The 15,040-nt window shown below is 70.2% G+C and carries 7 protein-coding genes; 4 read left to right on the forward strand and 3 right to left on the reverse strand.

Annotated features, from left to right (window positions below; all coding sequences use genetic code 11):
* Window positions 1-24: 24 nt before the first annotated feature.
* The gene (locus Pla133_RS25980; RefSeq protein ID WP_419192157.1) at window positions 25-2,376 is read right to left on the reverse strand and encodes an alpha/beta hydrolase-fold protein; all 2,352 of its coding nucleotides are present in this window, start codon (window positions 2,374-2,376) and stop codon (window positions 25-27) included.
* Window positions 2,377-3,818: 1,442 nt separating this feature from the next.
* On the opposite strand from Pla133_RS25980, the gene Pla133_RS05325 reads away from it, so the two are divergent.
* A complete protein-coding gene (locus Pla133_RS05325) occupies window positions 3,819-6,353 on the forward strand; it encodes a DUF6259 domain-containing protein (protein ID WP_145063220.1) in 2,535 nt (844 codons plus the stop codon).
* A 95-nt stretch (window positions 6,354-6,448) separates the two neighbouring features.
* Here the strand turns inward: Pla133_RS05325 and Pla133_RS05330 are convergent, their stop codons facing one another.
* Window positions 6,449-6,892, reverse strand: a complete 444-nt coding sequence (locus tag Pla133_RS05330) for a thermonuclease family protein (protein WP_145063223.1) — start codon at window positions 6,890-6,892, stop codon at window positions 6,449-6,451.
* 235 nt (window positions 6,893-7,127) lie between these two features.
* Here Pla133_RS05330 and Pla133_RS05335 point away from each other — a divergent pair, with 235 nt between their 5' ends.
* The 3 genes from Pla133_RS05335 (at window position 7,128) to Pla133_RS05345 (ending at window position 12,354) form a co-directional block, all read left to right on the forward strand.
* On the forward strand, window positions 7,128-9,128 hold the full coding sequence (locus Pla133_RS05335) for a sulfatase (protein WP_145063225.1): 2,001 nt from the start codon (window positions 7,128-7,130) through the stop codon (window positions 9,126-9,128).
* A 176-nt stretch (window positions 9,129-9,304) separates the two neighbouring features.
* Window positions 9,305-11,545 (forward strand): hypothetical protein, encoded by a 2,241-nt coding sequence (locus tag Pla133_RS05340; RefSeq protein WP_145063227.1) that lies wholly within the window; start codon window positions 9,305-9,307, stop codon window positions 11,543-11,545.
* An 86-nt stretch (window positions 11,546-11,631) separates the two neighbouring features.
* Window positions 11,632-12,354 carry a class I SAM-dependent methyltransferase gene (locus Pla133_RS05345; protein WP_145063229.1) on the forward strand — a complete coding sequence of 241 codons (723 nt, stop codon included), beginning with the start codon at window positions 11,632-11,634 and terminating at the stop codon, window positions 12,352-12,354.
* Here Pla133_RS05345 and Pla133_RS05350 read toward each other — a convergent pair.
* The gene (locus Pla133_RS05350; RefSeq protein WP_145063231.1) at window positions 12,338-14,974 is read right to left on the reverse strand and encodes an endonuclease; all 2,637 of its coding nucleotides are present in this window, start codon (window positions 14,972-14,974) and stop codon (window positions 12,338-12,340) included. The two genes, Pla133_RS05345 and Pla133_RS05350, sit on opposite strands and share 17 nt — an antisense overlap.
* Window positions 14,975-15,040: the final 66 nt, after the last annotated feature.

Here is a 15,040-nt window from a genome sequence, read left to right on the forward strand (position 1 = left end):
GGCGCCGGTGCCGAACGTCGCCGGTCAGGGCAGCAGGTCGACCGAAACGGCGTTGCTGACGACCTCGACCGAGACCCCCACGGGGTTGATGGTCAGGAAGGCGTGGTGGACGGTTAGTCCGGCCAGGGCCGGGTCGGTCCCCGGCGGGACGCCGAAGGTGGCGGAAGCGCGACCGTTGGCATCGAGCACTGAGAAGGCCGGGGAGACCGGTCCGCTGTAGGGGCTCGTCAGGGTGTAGTTGAAGTAGGCGTCGAAGTTGAGCGGGATGCTCAGGGGTCCGAACTGGGTGCCGGGCGAGTCGCCCGAGAGAGAGCCCAGGATCACGTAGAAGTGACCCGCCTGGTCGTCACCGGCCCAGAGGCTCATGGCCTGGGCGCCGCCGGCGCTGAGCGAGACGGAATCCGGACCGGCGATCAGCGGTCGGCGGATCGTGGCGCGGTTGCCGACCCCGGTGACCTGGAAGTCGTCCAGCACCAGCAAGCCGTCCGCGTCCGTCGTGAGGCGGTCGCTGGCGACCACGCTGCCGCTCGCGATGCTCTGGTTGGCCCAGACGTAGAGCGCGCCGGGCTCGGCCACGAACTGCTGGGTGCGCCGAGGCGTCACGTCCAACGTCCGCGAGCCGCCGTCCGACGAGCGCAGGCTGATGCCCCATTCGTCGACGGTGTCGGTCGGCAGGCCGTCCCAGTTGTCCCAGGAGGCCGACCACGAAACCGTGTCGGCGTAGAAGGCCGACTTGCTCGGCGGGAAAGCCGGGTCGTCCGAGAAGTCGCCGCAGCCGGGGACCGTCTCGCTCATCACCACGTTGAAGCCGTGGAACGGCAATCCTGCGTTGGGCTCGAGCGGCACCGGCACCGTCGAGAGGCCCGAGGCCTGGTGCAGGGCGTTCTGGATCTCGCCCGCCCAGCAGGCCAGGGCGGCGTCGATCAGCCCGTAGACCGGGGCGCCTTGGGTCGAGAACTCGATCACCAGGTCCTGCAGGCCGTGGTCGATGCCGAAGGGCACGAAGTCGTCGCCGCGGCGATCGACGAAGGTCTGCTGGTGGTTCTGCCAGTCCCAGACGGGCGTGCCGTCGAACTGCTGCAGGTGGTCGGCGAGGCCGTCGGGACCCCTCGAAACGATCGGCAGGCCCTCGGCGATCGACCCCCACTTGATCTCCACGTTGGGGCGCCAGTCGTCGCCGCCACCGTCACCGGAAGTCAGGTAGTTGGTCATCGGCTGGCTGGCGTGGGCCGCAGCGAAGACGTTGGGATACCGCAGGGCCATGGCCAGGGTGCCGCTGCCGCCCATGGAGTGGCCGTACAGGAAGACCCGGTCCAGGTCGACCTTGGAGCCGTACATGGGGTCGCGGGCCAGGTCGTGGACCATCCGCAGCACGCGTTGCTCGGTGAAGTTCTCGATCGTGTCCGTGGGCGGCACGTCGAGGCTCTGGCGGTAGTCGTGGTCGCGCGCGTAGCCGAGCCACCAGCTGTTGCCGATGTCGAGCGGGTACAGGCGGTAGGCGGGGCACCAGGTCGGCTCGGGATCGGCCGTCAGCGGCCGGATCTGATTGCCGCTGTAGCCGTGCAGGCGCACGACCACCGCGTAGTCGCTCTGGCCGGCGCAGCCGTTGAGCTCCGGCGGGAACAGGACGTAGGTGAACGCGTAGTTGACCGCGTTGGCGACCGCGGGATCGAGGCTGTTGAGCCCGTAGTACTCGTTGTCCGCGTTGGGGGCGGTGAAGGTCTCGTTGAACTCACGCAGGTCCAGGTACTGGATGTAGACCTGCCCCTGGTTGCTGACGATGTTCTTGGTGCGGACGGGCGAGGGGTTGCCGATGCGCTCGGAGATCGCGGCGGTCGCGTTGTCGGCCGAGAAGTCGGTCACGTTCTCGAGGCCGCTGGAGTCGACCGAAGTCACCGCGTAGAAGCCGTCGGCGATCAGCAGCCCACCGAGGTCCTCGGTGTGGATCGTCCAGACCAGCAGCTCCTTGCCCGCCGGAAGTTCCGGGCCACCGTTCTGAATCACGTAGCGGGAGTGGTAGCGCGGACCCCAGGTGTTGGCCACCGGCATGTAGTAGCGCTCGGCGAGGTAGTCGCCCGAGCCTTCCCAGCCCTCCCAGATCATCGTGGCCTGGGAGAGGTTCCCGGCGTCGATCGCGGAGTCGTGGCGGTAGATGCGATAGCGCTCGACGTCGCTGTCGACGCTGCCGTCCCAGGTCAGGAAGGTCTGCCCATCGCGGTGCAGCGCGGCGATGTTGGTCGGCTGCGCCGGAGCGACCGCCGGAGAAACGACTGCGGTCGACGCAACGGCCGAGGATCCGGAGAGGGAGCCGATCAGGCCGGCGAGCAAGAGGAGGTCGGGCGCGAGGCCCACCCCGTGAGCGGAAAGTGCTGCCATTTTCGTTCTGGTGAGGGGGGGTCTGTTTGGAGTCTCGGTTCGGTGAGGGGGGCAGCCCCTCAACGGCTCAGAATCCGGGATCGACGCTGGGCGGGCGTCTACCGACTGAAGTGTGACCTGGGATCGGGAACCGTGCGTGAATCTGGGAATCGTTTTGATCGCGGTGGGCGAAGTTCTCGGGCGGGTCCTGGCCAAGGGGCCGGAGACCGCGGTCGATGCTCCACGGGTAGGGAGCCTGGCCGAGGGTCCCTCGCTCGAATCGTTGACCGACATAACTGACTCTTCGGAAGCGGGTTGCGGTGACGGTGTTGCCCGTTTGCCGGGACCCTGAGACCTCCTGGGGGTCCAAGCGACGATCGCACCGCGATCGCACGCTCGAACTCGGGCCGGGCGGGCAGGATTCTGCATTTCCGCCTCGGGTGCCCCCGCTCGGGGGCCACTGATCGGAACGGCCCACCGTTCCGGGGCCGAACGAAGATCGGTGTGGCTCCCTGCCGTCGGCATGGGGGATGGCCCGGGCCGACCCTTCGGATCGATGGCGAGGCCGTCTCGGTGCCTGGTCCGTCGGGGAGGGTGCCCAGTCACCGGCCGTGCCACCCGCCGATGCAGCCGGCCGTCGCGGGAGCCAGGTTACGGGGCCGGCCCCATCGTGGACGCCCGCCAGGGGCGGTCCGCTCGACTCGCGCCGAGGCCGTCCCGGACGGCGGCTGCGCGGGCGACCCTGAACGACCGTCGAGCGCGCCGGCGATCGCTGAGCGTCGACGGGGCCGAGAGCCTGCGTTCACTTCCCTGCAGACTTCGACGACCGCGCGTTCGCGGCTGGAGCTGGCGAAGAGTCAACCCGATCCAGGGGCTCGACGCGTACGCGCTCTCCCGAGGCGTCGAGCGCGCCCGGAGTGTCGCGTCCTGCCACAGGGAGTTTGCATCGACTTCACGTTTTTCTGCAGCCGATGCGCGCGAGGTCGTGCGCCGGTGATTTCGATTGCATCGACCGACTGCTCGGATTCGTCGCGTTCGGAATCGGGAAGCCCGGCACTTCAAGGGTCGGTGACCCGACGTCGAGACGTCCGTTCGAAGTCGCGAACTGCGTGGAACACTTCCTGAACGTCACCGCTCTAAACCCACTGTCCGGCGCGGCGCCGACCAAGTGCGCCGCACACGAACCAAATCAAGTCATCGGTCGGCGCTCGAATGAACAGCGATCGTCTTCCGAGACGAAGCTGGAGATTCGAATGCTCGCCATCGCAGGTCCGAGGACTGTCCGCCGTGTGCTCGCCGATCGATCGCGGTCGCCTGCCGCACTTGTTTGTTGGGTGTCGCTCGCGGTGCCGCTCAGCGCACCGAACTCCGCCGCGCAGAATCCGACCGGTCTGAACCTTTTCGGCGGTCGCGTAGTCGTCCAAGGCGGGGGCGGCGGTGGCAACCCGACGACGCCACCGCCCGTGGTCGCGAACAACGGAGAGGTCGAGCTCACCGCGGGAACCAACCCCGAGTCACTCTTGCCCGGCGCCATCGCCGCGCCGCTCGTGATCCTCGACAACCTGTCCATCGCGGGCACAGCCGATCGCTTCATCCTGGTCGACGAGGGCTTCTGGGAGCTGACCTTCATGGAGTTGTCCACCGGTGCCATCGAGCGTGTCTTCTCCCAGGACTTCCCGGTGCTGCCGGCGGTGATCTCGGGTCCTGCAGGTAATCAGAAGGTGACCATGACCTGGCCCGAGGTGTCCGCGCCGACGCTCGGACTGGGTCCCGCGATGGTGCGCCTGGAGCTGCGCTTGAAGAGCAGCGCGTTCCTCGAGCTCCAACTCTTCGCCGCGCCGATCAACCCCACGACGCCGATCACCTGGACGATCCAGTCCGGTGGGCCTTCCTACCCCATTCGTCAGGACCCCGAGTACGCGGGCAAGCACACGTTGCTGACGCCCCTGGGCGATCTGATCGAGGACCCCGTCGGGACCATCGGCAGCCAGGCCTCGGGTTCGAACACCTACGAGCTCAGCAACTTCTCGGTCAGCCAGGTCTTCGCCTTCCAGCGCAACGACGGCTCCGGCCTGTGGGGCGCCCTGCTCGACCCGGGCGGAACGGAGCTGCGCCGAGTCGCGTTTCGTGCCGATGTCGCCAAGGACCTGCTGATCGCGACCCAGGTCAGCTACATGGACGGCGTCTACATCGACGGCACCGATCTCGGCGACGTTCCGATCGACGCATCGCACCTCTTCTTCGCGAGCCAGACGGCGACTTTCGGCGTGATCGAAGGTGATTGGTGGGATGTGGCCGCCAGCTACCGCGACTACTTCGAGGTGACCTCCATGGCCGCCGGTGGGCACCTGGTGGACCGCACCGACATCCCCTCGTGGTCGAAGGACCTGCAGGGGGTGCTGGTCTTTCCGACCGGGACGCCGGCGGTGTTCCAGAAGAACGGGCAGACCATGACCCTGGCCGACCACGTGGTGCAGTACGCCGACCACTACGGAATCCCGCGTCAGAACCTGTGCGTGATCTTCTTCGGCTTGGCCTGGACAGCCGGCGCGCCTTACACGGCCGCCGGTGAACCCGTGGGGACCTTCTCGAGTTGGCTCGCGGGCTCGAAGATCCCGGACTACGACGCGCACGTCGACTCGGATCCCGCGCTGGACTACCAGGCCCTCTTGCTGGATCTGGATGCCAAGGGCTTCCGCACCGGCGTCTACATGCTTGACTCCCTGGCCGTCAACTCGAGCGCAGACTGGTCCGCTGGCGGAACTTGGAAGGACCACGGCATCGTGCGCGCGAGCGGCGAGGACACGGCGGCTGGTCTGCTCAAGGCGCCGCTGACGCCGGCCCAAGGCGTTCTGGTCTGCCCGTCCCTGACGGCTTGGCAGGATCACCTGGCCCAGGTCGCGGCCAACCTGAATGCTTCCCTCGGCGTGGACCTGATCTACCTGGACAATTTCATCCCTACCGAGGCGGACGCCGACTTCGCCGAGGACAACGACCACGTGCCCGGCTACGGCGGCTACCAGATCGAGGGCTACCTGGATTCCCTGCGGGCGATCGTCGACTCGGTCATCGTCTACGACGCGACGGATCCCCAGCTGGAGGTGGACCGCGCGGTGGGGGTTTACACCGAGGCGCCCCAGGAGTTCTACGCGGCTACCGGGTTCATGCCGCCGTTCATGGACTTCACCGACCTGGTCAGCGAGGACGAGCTGGTCTCTTTCGTGCCCCTGCAGTCGGCCCTCTACCACGACTGGGCGGTGATGGGGCCGGCGCGGGCCGAGTGCTTCCTGTTCGGCAAGTACTGCGGCGGGGCTTACCCCGACATCACCGACCCCGGCACCGCGCTCGTCGCGCGACGCAGCGCCCAGTACGCCTACGCGCTGGCCCTGGTCAACGGAGCCAGCCTGTGGGTGCCGGAGCTCGGCGTGCAGTTGCCGTCCCTGGGTTGGGGCTTCGAGGTGGACGACATCTACGGCGCCTCCTCGCCACTGGCCCTGTCGATGGTCGAGATGCGCGGCGGCCTCGACTTCGTGGGCGGGCTGGTCCGCTACCGCGGCGAAGCCTGGTCCGGCGACTACCTGCGCCTCGGACGACGAATGCGCGACGTGCAGCTGGAGCTGTTCGACGACGAGACCCCCAACCTGGCCCAGGCCCTGCCGATCCAACTCGCGGGCGCCGTGGTCGAGGTCGGCGGCGGCATCAACGGGGTCGAGTCGAACATGAAGCAGAGCGCGGTGCAGGGCGTCTGGGCCTCGTCGGACGGCTCGAAGCGCGGGATCGTGCTGGTCAACTACGACCACCTGGCGGACATCGACGCGCGAGCGACGTTGGACCGCGACGACCTCGAGTTGGGCAGCGGCAGCTTCACGGTCGAGGTCCTGGACGAGGCGGGTACCGTGGTGGTCGGTCCCTTCCTATGGGGTCCGGGGGCGGTGCAGTTCCCGCTCGACCTCGACCTGCCGGCCGAGGCGGTGAGGCTGATCGAAGTGCGTCCGTAGCCGCTGCGGGTCGCGAGCTTCGGCGAGCGTCCCCTGCTGCGATCGCCCATTCCGGGCTGTCCATCGGTCCCGGTCGAGCTGCGCGGGCCCCAGGCTCAGCGCAGCTCGGCCGGAAGTCCGGTCAACAGGGCCAGCTCGCGCGGGCTCTGCAGCGAGCCGTTGTCATCGGTCTCCCAGGCCAGCTTCTGGTCCAGGAGGAACTGGTTCAGGCACCACCCGTCGGCGCGCCGGTAGAGGTGGGCGATGGTGCGCCCGAATTTCCCGCGCACTCGTCCGTTGCGGTCAAAGATCAGCGACGCGACCACGACTTCGGTCCCCGCCGGAAGCTCGTCCTGGACCCGTTCGGTGACCCAGCGGCCCGCATCGCGCTCGTCGCCCCGCATCTCGGGCGTGTTCACGTGTTCGAGGCGCAGGCGCTCTGTGATCCAGATCGACCAACCCAGGTCGATCTCCACGTCGAGGGTGTCGCCGTCGACGACCTGCAGGACGGTTGCGTTGCGGAAGAACCGCTCGTGGGGCATCGGCGGGAACTGGACCATGGTTGGCTCCTTGGTTTGGTGGGCGAGATCGGCGCCCTGGGGAGCGCCAACCGTATGAACGGGAGTGCGACCCTGCAGCGAGCGTGGGGACGAGGCAAAACCGGGCCGCCGTCGATCGCGACGGTGGATGCGGCGCTCGAGGCGCGCTCCGGGGCAGCGGTTCGGCCGCATGACTCCGCCGTCCGCCGGCTGATCCTGCCGCGCGGCGTGGCCGGCGCCGTAGACTCCCCGGCAGATGGCCCTCGCTAACCGCCTCGCGCTGGTCTGTGCCGCGCTTCCGATTGCCTGTGCGGGCGAGGGGGGGCCTGCGCCGACGTGGACGGCCCGGGCCCTGCAGCGGGAGATCCTCCTGGGCGAGCCCCAATGGGCGATCGAGGCCAACGGCAGCGCTCCGATCGAGGTCGCCATGGCGACACCCAGCCCGGCCCTGCGGGCGGACAAGCACAGCCTTCCGGCGCTCCTGCTCGGGCCCGGTGGAGAGGTGTCCTTCGGCCTCGACGTGGAAGGTGCGAGTCGTTGGCGCCTGGTGGGCGCCCTGGGTGCCGACGGCGCGGCCTGGGACCAGCTCGACGCGGAACCCGAACTGGCCCTGGTGCTCGAGGTGCTGGTCGACGGCGAGCTGCGCGCCGCGCGCCGGCTGCGGGGCGGCGACGACCGCACCTGGCGGCCCCTCGCCGACGAGCCCGCGCCGCCCGTCGCCTTGGCGGCTTCCGGATCGAGTCGAGATCGCGGTCCGTTGGGCGGCCTGCGCGTGGATGCGGGCGCCGAGGTACGGCTGCGCTGCACCCTCGAGGGCGCAGCGGCCATCGACCAGCCGCCGCCGCGCGGGGCCTTCGCCCGCCTGGCCTGGGTCGAGGAGCGCGAGCTGCCCGAGCAGCAGGCCAGTCCCGCCCGCCCCAACGTGGTGCTGATCGTGGTCGACACACTGCGCGCGGACCACGTGGGCGCCTACGGTCACGACCGCCCCACGACGCCGCGCATCGATCGCCTCGCCGCGCGCGGCACCCTGTTCGAGCAGACCTACGCCACGTCCTCGTGGACCTGGCCTTCCACGGCCTCGATCTTCACCGGACGTACTTCCGCGGCCCACGGCGTCACCAGCTCGCTGAGCAGCTATCTACACGGCGAGCTCGAGACCCTGGCCGAAGCCCTGGCCTTCGGCGGCCTGCGCACGGCCGCCTTCGCTGGCAACCCGCTGATCGTGCCCCAGCAGAACTTCGACCAGGGCTTCGAGACCTTCCGCCACACCACGGCGGGGGAGATGCTCGACGCCGACGTGCTGGTGCCCGAGGCCATGGAGTGGGTCGGCGCCCACGCGGGGAGCCGCTTCTTCCTCTACCTGCACCTGGTCGATCCCCACGAGCCCCACGAGTGGCTGCCGCGGGCGGAGCAGCTCTTCCCCGGGCAGAAGCCGCGCGGCTATCCGCCCGGCGGCATGGTCTCCCTGCGCGCGCGCGCCCTGCGCGGGGCCAGCACCTTCGATGCCGAGGGCAACTCGCGCCTCGCCGCGGCGATCAGTCCGGAGCAGCTCGCCTGGGCCCTGACCACCTACGACCGCGCGATCTGGACCGCGGACCGCTGGATCGGCGACCTGCTCGACCGGCTGGGCGAGCTCGGCCTGACCGACAGCACCCTGGTGGCGGTGACCTCCGACCACGGCGAGGAGTTCCTGGACCACGGCGCCCTGCTGCACGGACACACCCTCTACGAGGAGGTCGTGCGCGTGCCCCTGGTGATCGCCGGGCCCGGCGTCGGATCGGGGCGACGGTTGCCCGAGCCCGTCAGCAACCGCGACCTGGCGGCGACCCTCTGCGACCTGGCGGGCGTGCCCTTCGGTGGCGACGGCGTGGACCTGTTCGCGCCGCGCTCCCCCTCGCCGCCCACCTTCGCCAACAGCGCCGGCCATTGGCACGACCGACAGCAGATCCGTCAGGTGGGCGCGCGCGAGGGGCGCTGGACCCTGATCCACGCCATCAACGGTTCGGCTTGGGGAGCGCCGCCCCTGCCCCTGGACCAGGCCGACCCGGCGCGCACGGCCCTGTTCGACGTCCTGGCCGATCCGGCCCAGACCGTCGACCTGTCGGGCGAGCAGCCAGAGGTGACCGCAGCGCTCTTGGACGAGTTGTTGCGAGCTGAGACGGCGGACGCCCTGCGTGTCCTGCCGACCCTCGGCAGCGCGGGGGCCGACACCCTGGCGATGCTGCGCGAGCTGGGCTACCTGGACGCCGACGAGTAGCGCAGCGCCGGCGCCGCTCGCGGGGAGTCGAGCTCGACTTTCGCAGAGACTGGGAGACGTTCGCGATCACTCATGGATGGACAGGACGGGGTGGAGCCGAACTCCCCCTGCGCGGCCGAGGTCCGAGTGGGCACGGGTCGCGTCCCCGACGTCCAAGGTTCTCAGGGGAGAACTCCATGCAACTCAAGCTCGCCGCACCGGCCCTGTTCGGCCTCTTCCTGGCCCTCTCCGCCGCAGCGCACGGCGAGGGAGTGGACATCGCCGCGCTCGCCAACTCCGCGCTTGCGGTGCCCTCGCCCAGTGGCGCACTCGTCTCCACCGACGCCTTCGAGGCCTCCTTCGACCAGCTCGGCGTGACCTACACGCCGATCCTGGGACCCAGCGCGCCGCGCACGGAGTCCCTGCGGATCGTCGCGCGCAGCATCGGGCGCGGCGGCCCCGCTGACCTCATCCTCGCGCCCGCCTCACCCACGGTGGAGGGCGACCAGGTGCGTTACGCGCGGGGGTCGGGCGTGACCGAGGTCTACGCCGTGGGTGCCGAGGGTATCGCCCAGAGCTTCGTACTCGCCGCGCCGCCCGCGGGCGGGGGCGAGTTGATCGTGCGCTGCGACCTCTTCGGCACCCTCGCGCCCCTCGCTGTCGCGACCGACGACGGCGGCCTCGACTTCAGCGGTCCCTCAGGTGGCGCGCGCATGGGCGGCGTGACCGGCGTCGACGCGGACGGCCGCACCTGCCCCGGCGAGCTGCGCGCCGCGGATGGCCACCTCGACCTCGTGCTCCCCGCGGACTTCGTCGCGACCGCTACCTATCCCCTGGTGGTCGATCCACTGATCGGATCGGTGTTCGGCATCAACAACGAGACCTGGGACGACGGTGATCCCGACCTGGCCTACGACGCCACGACCGACACCTATCTGGTTGTTTGGCGCCGCGCCTTCTCTGCCAGCGACGTGAGGATTCGCGGCCAACGGGTGGGCTCCGCGGGGAACTTGATCGGGCCGGTGGTCTTCTTCGGCCAGGACGCCGGCGGCACGGGCTCGGCGACGGGCGCGCCGCACGTGGCGAACGTGACCTGGTCCGATCGCTTCCTGGTGGTCTGGAGCCGTGACGGCGTGTTCGGCGAGGACCTCGTCGCGCAGGCCTGCCTGGCCGCGGACGGGAGCCTGTCGAGCACGGTGACGCTGTTGGTCTCCTTCTCGGCAGACGGTATCGGCGAGTTCGATGTGGCCGGCGAGGCCCAGAACAAGGCGAAGTACACGGACGCCCTGGTCACTTGGCACCGCAAGAGCTCGAGCGCCGGCATCTACACCCGCCCGGTGAGCGTGCCTCCGACCGGCAACCCCGTCGGCGGCGCCACGGTGCAGATCACCGACAACGACGTGTTCTTCACCAACATGGACTCTCCGTCGATCGCCGCCACGGGGGGCGCGATCGGCGTGGTGCTCTTGGCCTACCGCAGCTTCAGCTTCATCGATGGCGACTGGGAGGTCCGCGCCGTGGCCTTGGACCGCGCGGGTCAGCCGACCACGAGCTCCGTAGGACTGACCTTCAACAGCGTCGACGAGCTCGCGCCGCGCGCGGACGGCGGCGCCACCCTGGGACCACAGTTCGTGGTGGCCTACGAGCGCGAAGCCAACCCGACCCTGCGCGAACTCGAGATCAGCTCTCTCGCGATTCAAGGCGGCCAACTGGTCGTCACGGGCTCGAGCGTGGTGACCCAGTCCTTGACCGCCCTGTCGGACTACGAGCTGGCCTGGACCCCCGGTCGCGCCACCCTGGTCTGGTCGGTCAAGTCGTTGTTCCAGAACACCTGGACGGTCCTGACCCAGGACTTCAGCGCCACCGATGCGAAGCCCTGCGGAGCATCGGCGACGGTGACCGCCTACACGCCGCCCAGCGGCGGCGTCGAGCTGGGCATCGCGTCGGTGGCCTCGGGCGGTGTGCCCGGCCAGGGCGAGGGGCTGATCGTCTTCAGCTACGACACCGTCACAGCGGGCGGCAACGTCGGCGGTCGACGCTTCGACTCGCTCTCCGGCGGCAGCCTGACGGACCTGGGCGGCGCCTGCGGGGCCGGCGGCACGATCGTGCCGTCCGGCAACCCGACGATCGGCAACGGCTACTTCCAGCTGACCCTGGTGGGGGCGGAGCCGACCTCGCCGGCCACGGTCCTGAACCTGACCGCGCCCGCGACGCCATTCTTCTGCGACGCCTGCGCCTGGCTGCCTTTCCAGGCCACGACGGTCTACCCGACCTTGAACGGGGCGAGTCAGGTCGTATTGCAGGTGCCCTGTGAGGCGTCGCTGGTCGGTCAGCCCTTCGAGGCGCAGTTCACGACACCGACGCCGGGCTCGACCCCCTGCGCCCTCGCGCCGCAGTTCTCGGTCTCGAACCGGCTCCAGATCGTGCTGGGGTCGTGAGTTCCCTGCGGGCGTCGGCCAAGCGGTCGGCGCCCGCTAACCTGGGGCGCAGACCTTCATCTTCCCGCTCCGGCCCGAGTCCGCCCATGCCCGACCTGCCCCTGGTCACTCGCGAAGACAACCGCGCCTACCTGTTCGATCGCTTCGCCCAGCGCCTGTTGGAGCAGGCGCCCGGCTCGGTGCTCGACGTCGGATGTGGGCGCGGAGGTCTGCTGCGGCGCTGCGAAGCGGCGGGCGTCGCCGCGGTCGGGTTGGAGGAGGACGCCGAGCGCGCCGAGGAGTTGGTGCGAGCGGGCCTCGACGTACGCAGGGGCCGCGCCGAGCAACTGCCCTTCGAGGACGGCGCCTTCGAGTGGGTCACCATGCGCCACGTGCCGCACCACCTGGTCGACCCCCCGCGCGCGGTGGCCGAGGCCCTGCGCGTGGCGAGCGTCGGCGTGCTCCTGGCCGAGCCCTGGTACGACCGCTTCCAGCCCTCGCAGGACGTGGGCTGGCGCATCGACCAGTGGCTGCGCGCCGACGACCGCCGCGCCGGCATGGTCCACGGCGAGGGCTTCGCCCCGCTGGAGTTGGCCGCGCTGATACTGGCCGCGGCCCCGGACGCGACGGTCGAACTCGAGACGCACTTGAAGCCCGCGGTCGAGGATCTCGCGGCCCTGTCCGCGTCGATCGGCGCGCGCCTCGCGTCGGTGGGCAGCGACCACCCCGAGGCCGCCGTGATCGCGGCGCTCTTGGCGCGGGCCGCCGAGACCGGTGCGGGTCTCGGCGGCTCGGCCTTCGCCTGGGGCCGGCTCAGTTCGCCAGGGTGACCCGGGCGCCTTCGGTCAGGCCGATGCCGGTCGGCCCGAAGGGATCGATCAGCGCGCCCTGCACGTAGAAGACCAGGCCCGCGAGGACGCAGTCGAAGGGCACGGCGATGGCGATCGGCGCAGGGCTGCCGGCGCCGGCCCAGGCCGGACCCACGAGGGTCGGCTGGATCAGTTGACCGGGCAGGGTCGAGATCAGCAGTTCGCCGGGGAGTCCCGGGCCGCCCATGCCGAAGCCGGGGATCGGCGTCCCGCAGGGGAAGCCGGGATCGGGCGAGAGCGAGATCAACAGCAGCGAGATCGAGCCCACGGTCTGGTTGCCGGTCGGGTTGTCGACGCCGAAGACCAGCGTCGCGCCGACCGTCGGGTTGCCCGACAGCAGTTGCAGGCTGCCCGCCGGGTTCAGGCCACAGCCGTAGGCCTGGACCAGTGTCGCGCAGCCGCCCACGAAGCTCTGGCCGGCGTTGACCGCGCCGGGCGTCTGCGCCGTGGGGCCGGCCCAACCGCCGAAGTCCCCCGCGCTGAAGCCGCTGCCCGTGCGCTGCAGAGACAGGCCGGCCGGCGTCGAGTTGGTCTCGGACACGCCGATGTCGGTCGAGAGCATGCCGTCCGCCGCTCCGCCGGACGCGGTGAAGCTGCCCTCGTAGGAGATGAACTCGACCGCGTTGCCCTGGGGATCCACCAGCGCGATCCCGTCGGGCGCGCCGTTCTGCAGACCGGCGAAGGGGAAGGCCAGGGCGCCGACGCAACCGGCTTCATCCGCGATCGTCCCCGACAGGTTCACCGACGAGTAGCTGACCTGGGTCGAGCCGTTGTAGCCCACCAGGATCCAGCCATTCAGGTCGAGACCGGCCGGACCGGCGACCTCCACGAACTCGCCGTCGTCGGTGCTCTCGTCGTCGTAGTGCAGCTCGTTGATCCAGGGCGTGCCGGCCGCCCCGCCGCCCTGCACGCCGATGGCGAGCTCGGTCGAGAAGTCCGACTCACCGCTACCGTCGATGGCCGTCACGACGTAGTAGGCGGTCGTGCCCGAGCTGGCGCCGGTGTCCAGGTAGGTCGGCGAAGTCACGGGGCTCCCGGGCAGGGGCACGTAGCCGAAGCCCGAGAAGCTCGAGCGGTAGACGCCGTAGCCGGTGACGCCCGGATCGAGGCTCCCGGTCCAAGTCAGCTTGACCGCGCCGGCGCAGGACACGCCCGCGAGCCCGGTGGGGGCCGGGGGGCCCGTGGGAGCCGTGCATGCGTCGCCGAAGACCTGGCCAGCGTTGAGTGCGCCGGGGGATTCGGCCTGCGGCCCGCCCCAGGCGAAGTCGGCACCGGTGGTGCCCGTGCCGATGCGCGCGAGCGCGAGACCGAGCGGCGCAGCGGCGGACTCCTCGACGCCCACGTCAGTGGAGGTCAGACCGAAGGCCGGACCGTCGGTGGCCGTGAAGGCGCCCTCGTAGCTCCAGAACTCGAGCACGTTGTCGAGCGGATCGACCAGCGCGAGCCCATCGGGCGAGCCGTTCTGCAGGTCGGGGAAGGCGAAGGAGACGGTCCCGAGGCAACCGCCGGCGTCGGGCACCAGGCCCACCAGGTCGACCGAGCCGTAGGGCGCCCCGTCGCCGCCGTTGTAGGCCAGGATGCGATAGCCGGCGAGGTTGAGGCCGGCCGTGCCGGCCACCTCGACGAACTCACCGACGTCGGCGCCGCCGTTGTCGTAGTGGAACTCGTTGATCCACAGCTCGCCCGTGGCCGTGCCGGTGCCCCACAGGATGTCGATCCACTCGGGGTGGTCGATGAAGGGGTTGCGGTTGCCCTGGAAGGCGAAGACCGCGTCGTTGCGCGCCAGTTCCTTGGCGTCGACCGGATCCTCCGCGGCCCATTGCAAGAGCACGTCGCGGATGCCCATGTAGGCCACGCTCTCGTTGTTCCCGGTGGCGCTGGCGATGATCAACGCTTCGTCATTGGTCACGATCAGGTCGGGCTCCGACGCGCCGGTGCCGCCGTGGGTGCCGCCCTCGTAGCGCACGTCGAGGTACAGGATCGCCCGCGCCACGTCGCCGCGGCGGCCGTTCCACGTCTCCCAGGTCCCCGCGGTTTGAAAGCCCGTGGTCCAGTTCGAGTTGCCCGGGTAGCTGCCCGAGCCGCCGCCGGCGCCGGCATTGGGGTCGGTGGGCCACTCGGCGCAGGTCGGGTCGCAGTTGCGGTAGGGCTTGTTGCTGCGCGCGCCGTTGTAGGCGTCGTCACTCAGGAACAGCCCGTGGCAGTCGCTGTAGGGGTAGTTGGAGCCGGAGTCGTTGGGGAAGCCCAGCGAACTCGGCCAGGAGTGCTCGCGCGAGTAGAAGGAGTTCCCACCGCCCTGCTTGGGGTAGCTCGCGTTGCGGTAGACGTCGAGAATCCTGCCCGCGTTGCCGGGGTCCTCGTCGGCCAGCTCGAGGATGTCCCAGGTGTCGGTGCCGCCCGAGGTGAAGGGGAAGCGCTGGTGGTCGTCGATCACCGCGTGCAGGGAGGACCGCAGGGTCGCGGCGGAGGAGGCGTCGACCGTGTCGTAGTAGCCGGCGGGGGCCTGGGCTGCGGCGAGGGGGGCGACGAGGCACGCCACCAGGGCGAGCAGGGCGGGGCGCAGGGAGCGGGGGCAGGTCACGATGGGAGAGTCCTCGGAGGGCTTGGGGGAGCCCGCAAGTCTGTCACAGCTCCGCGGACGGGTGTC

Origin of the sequence: Engelhardtia mirabilis, assembly GCF_007748095.1 — a bacterium.
Classification (GTDB): Bacteria; Planctomycetota; UBA1135; order UBA1135.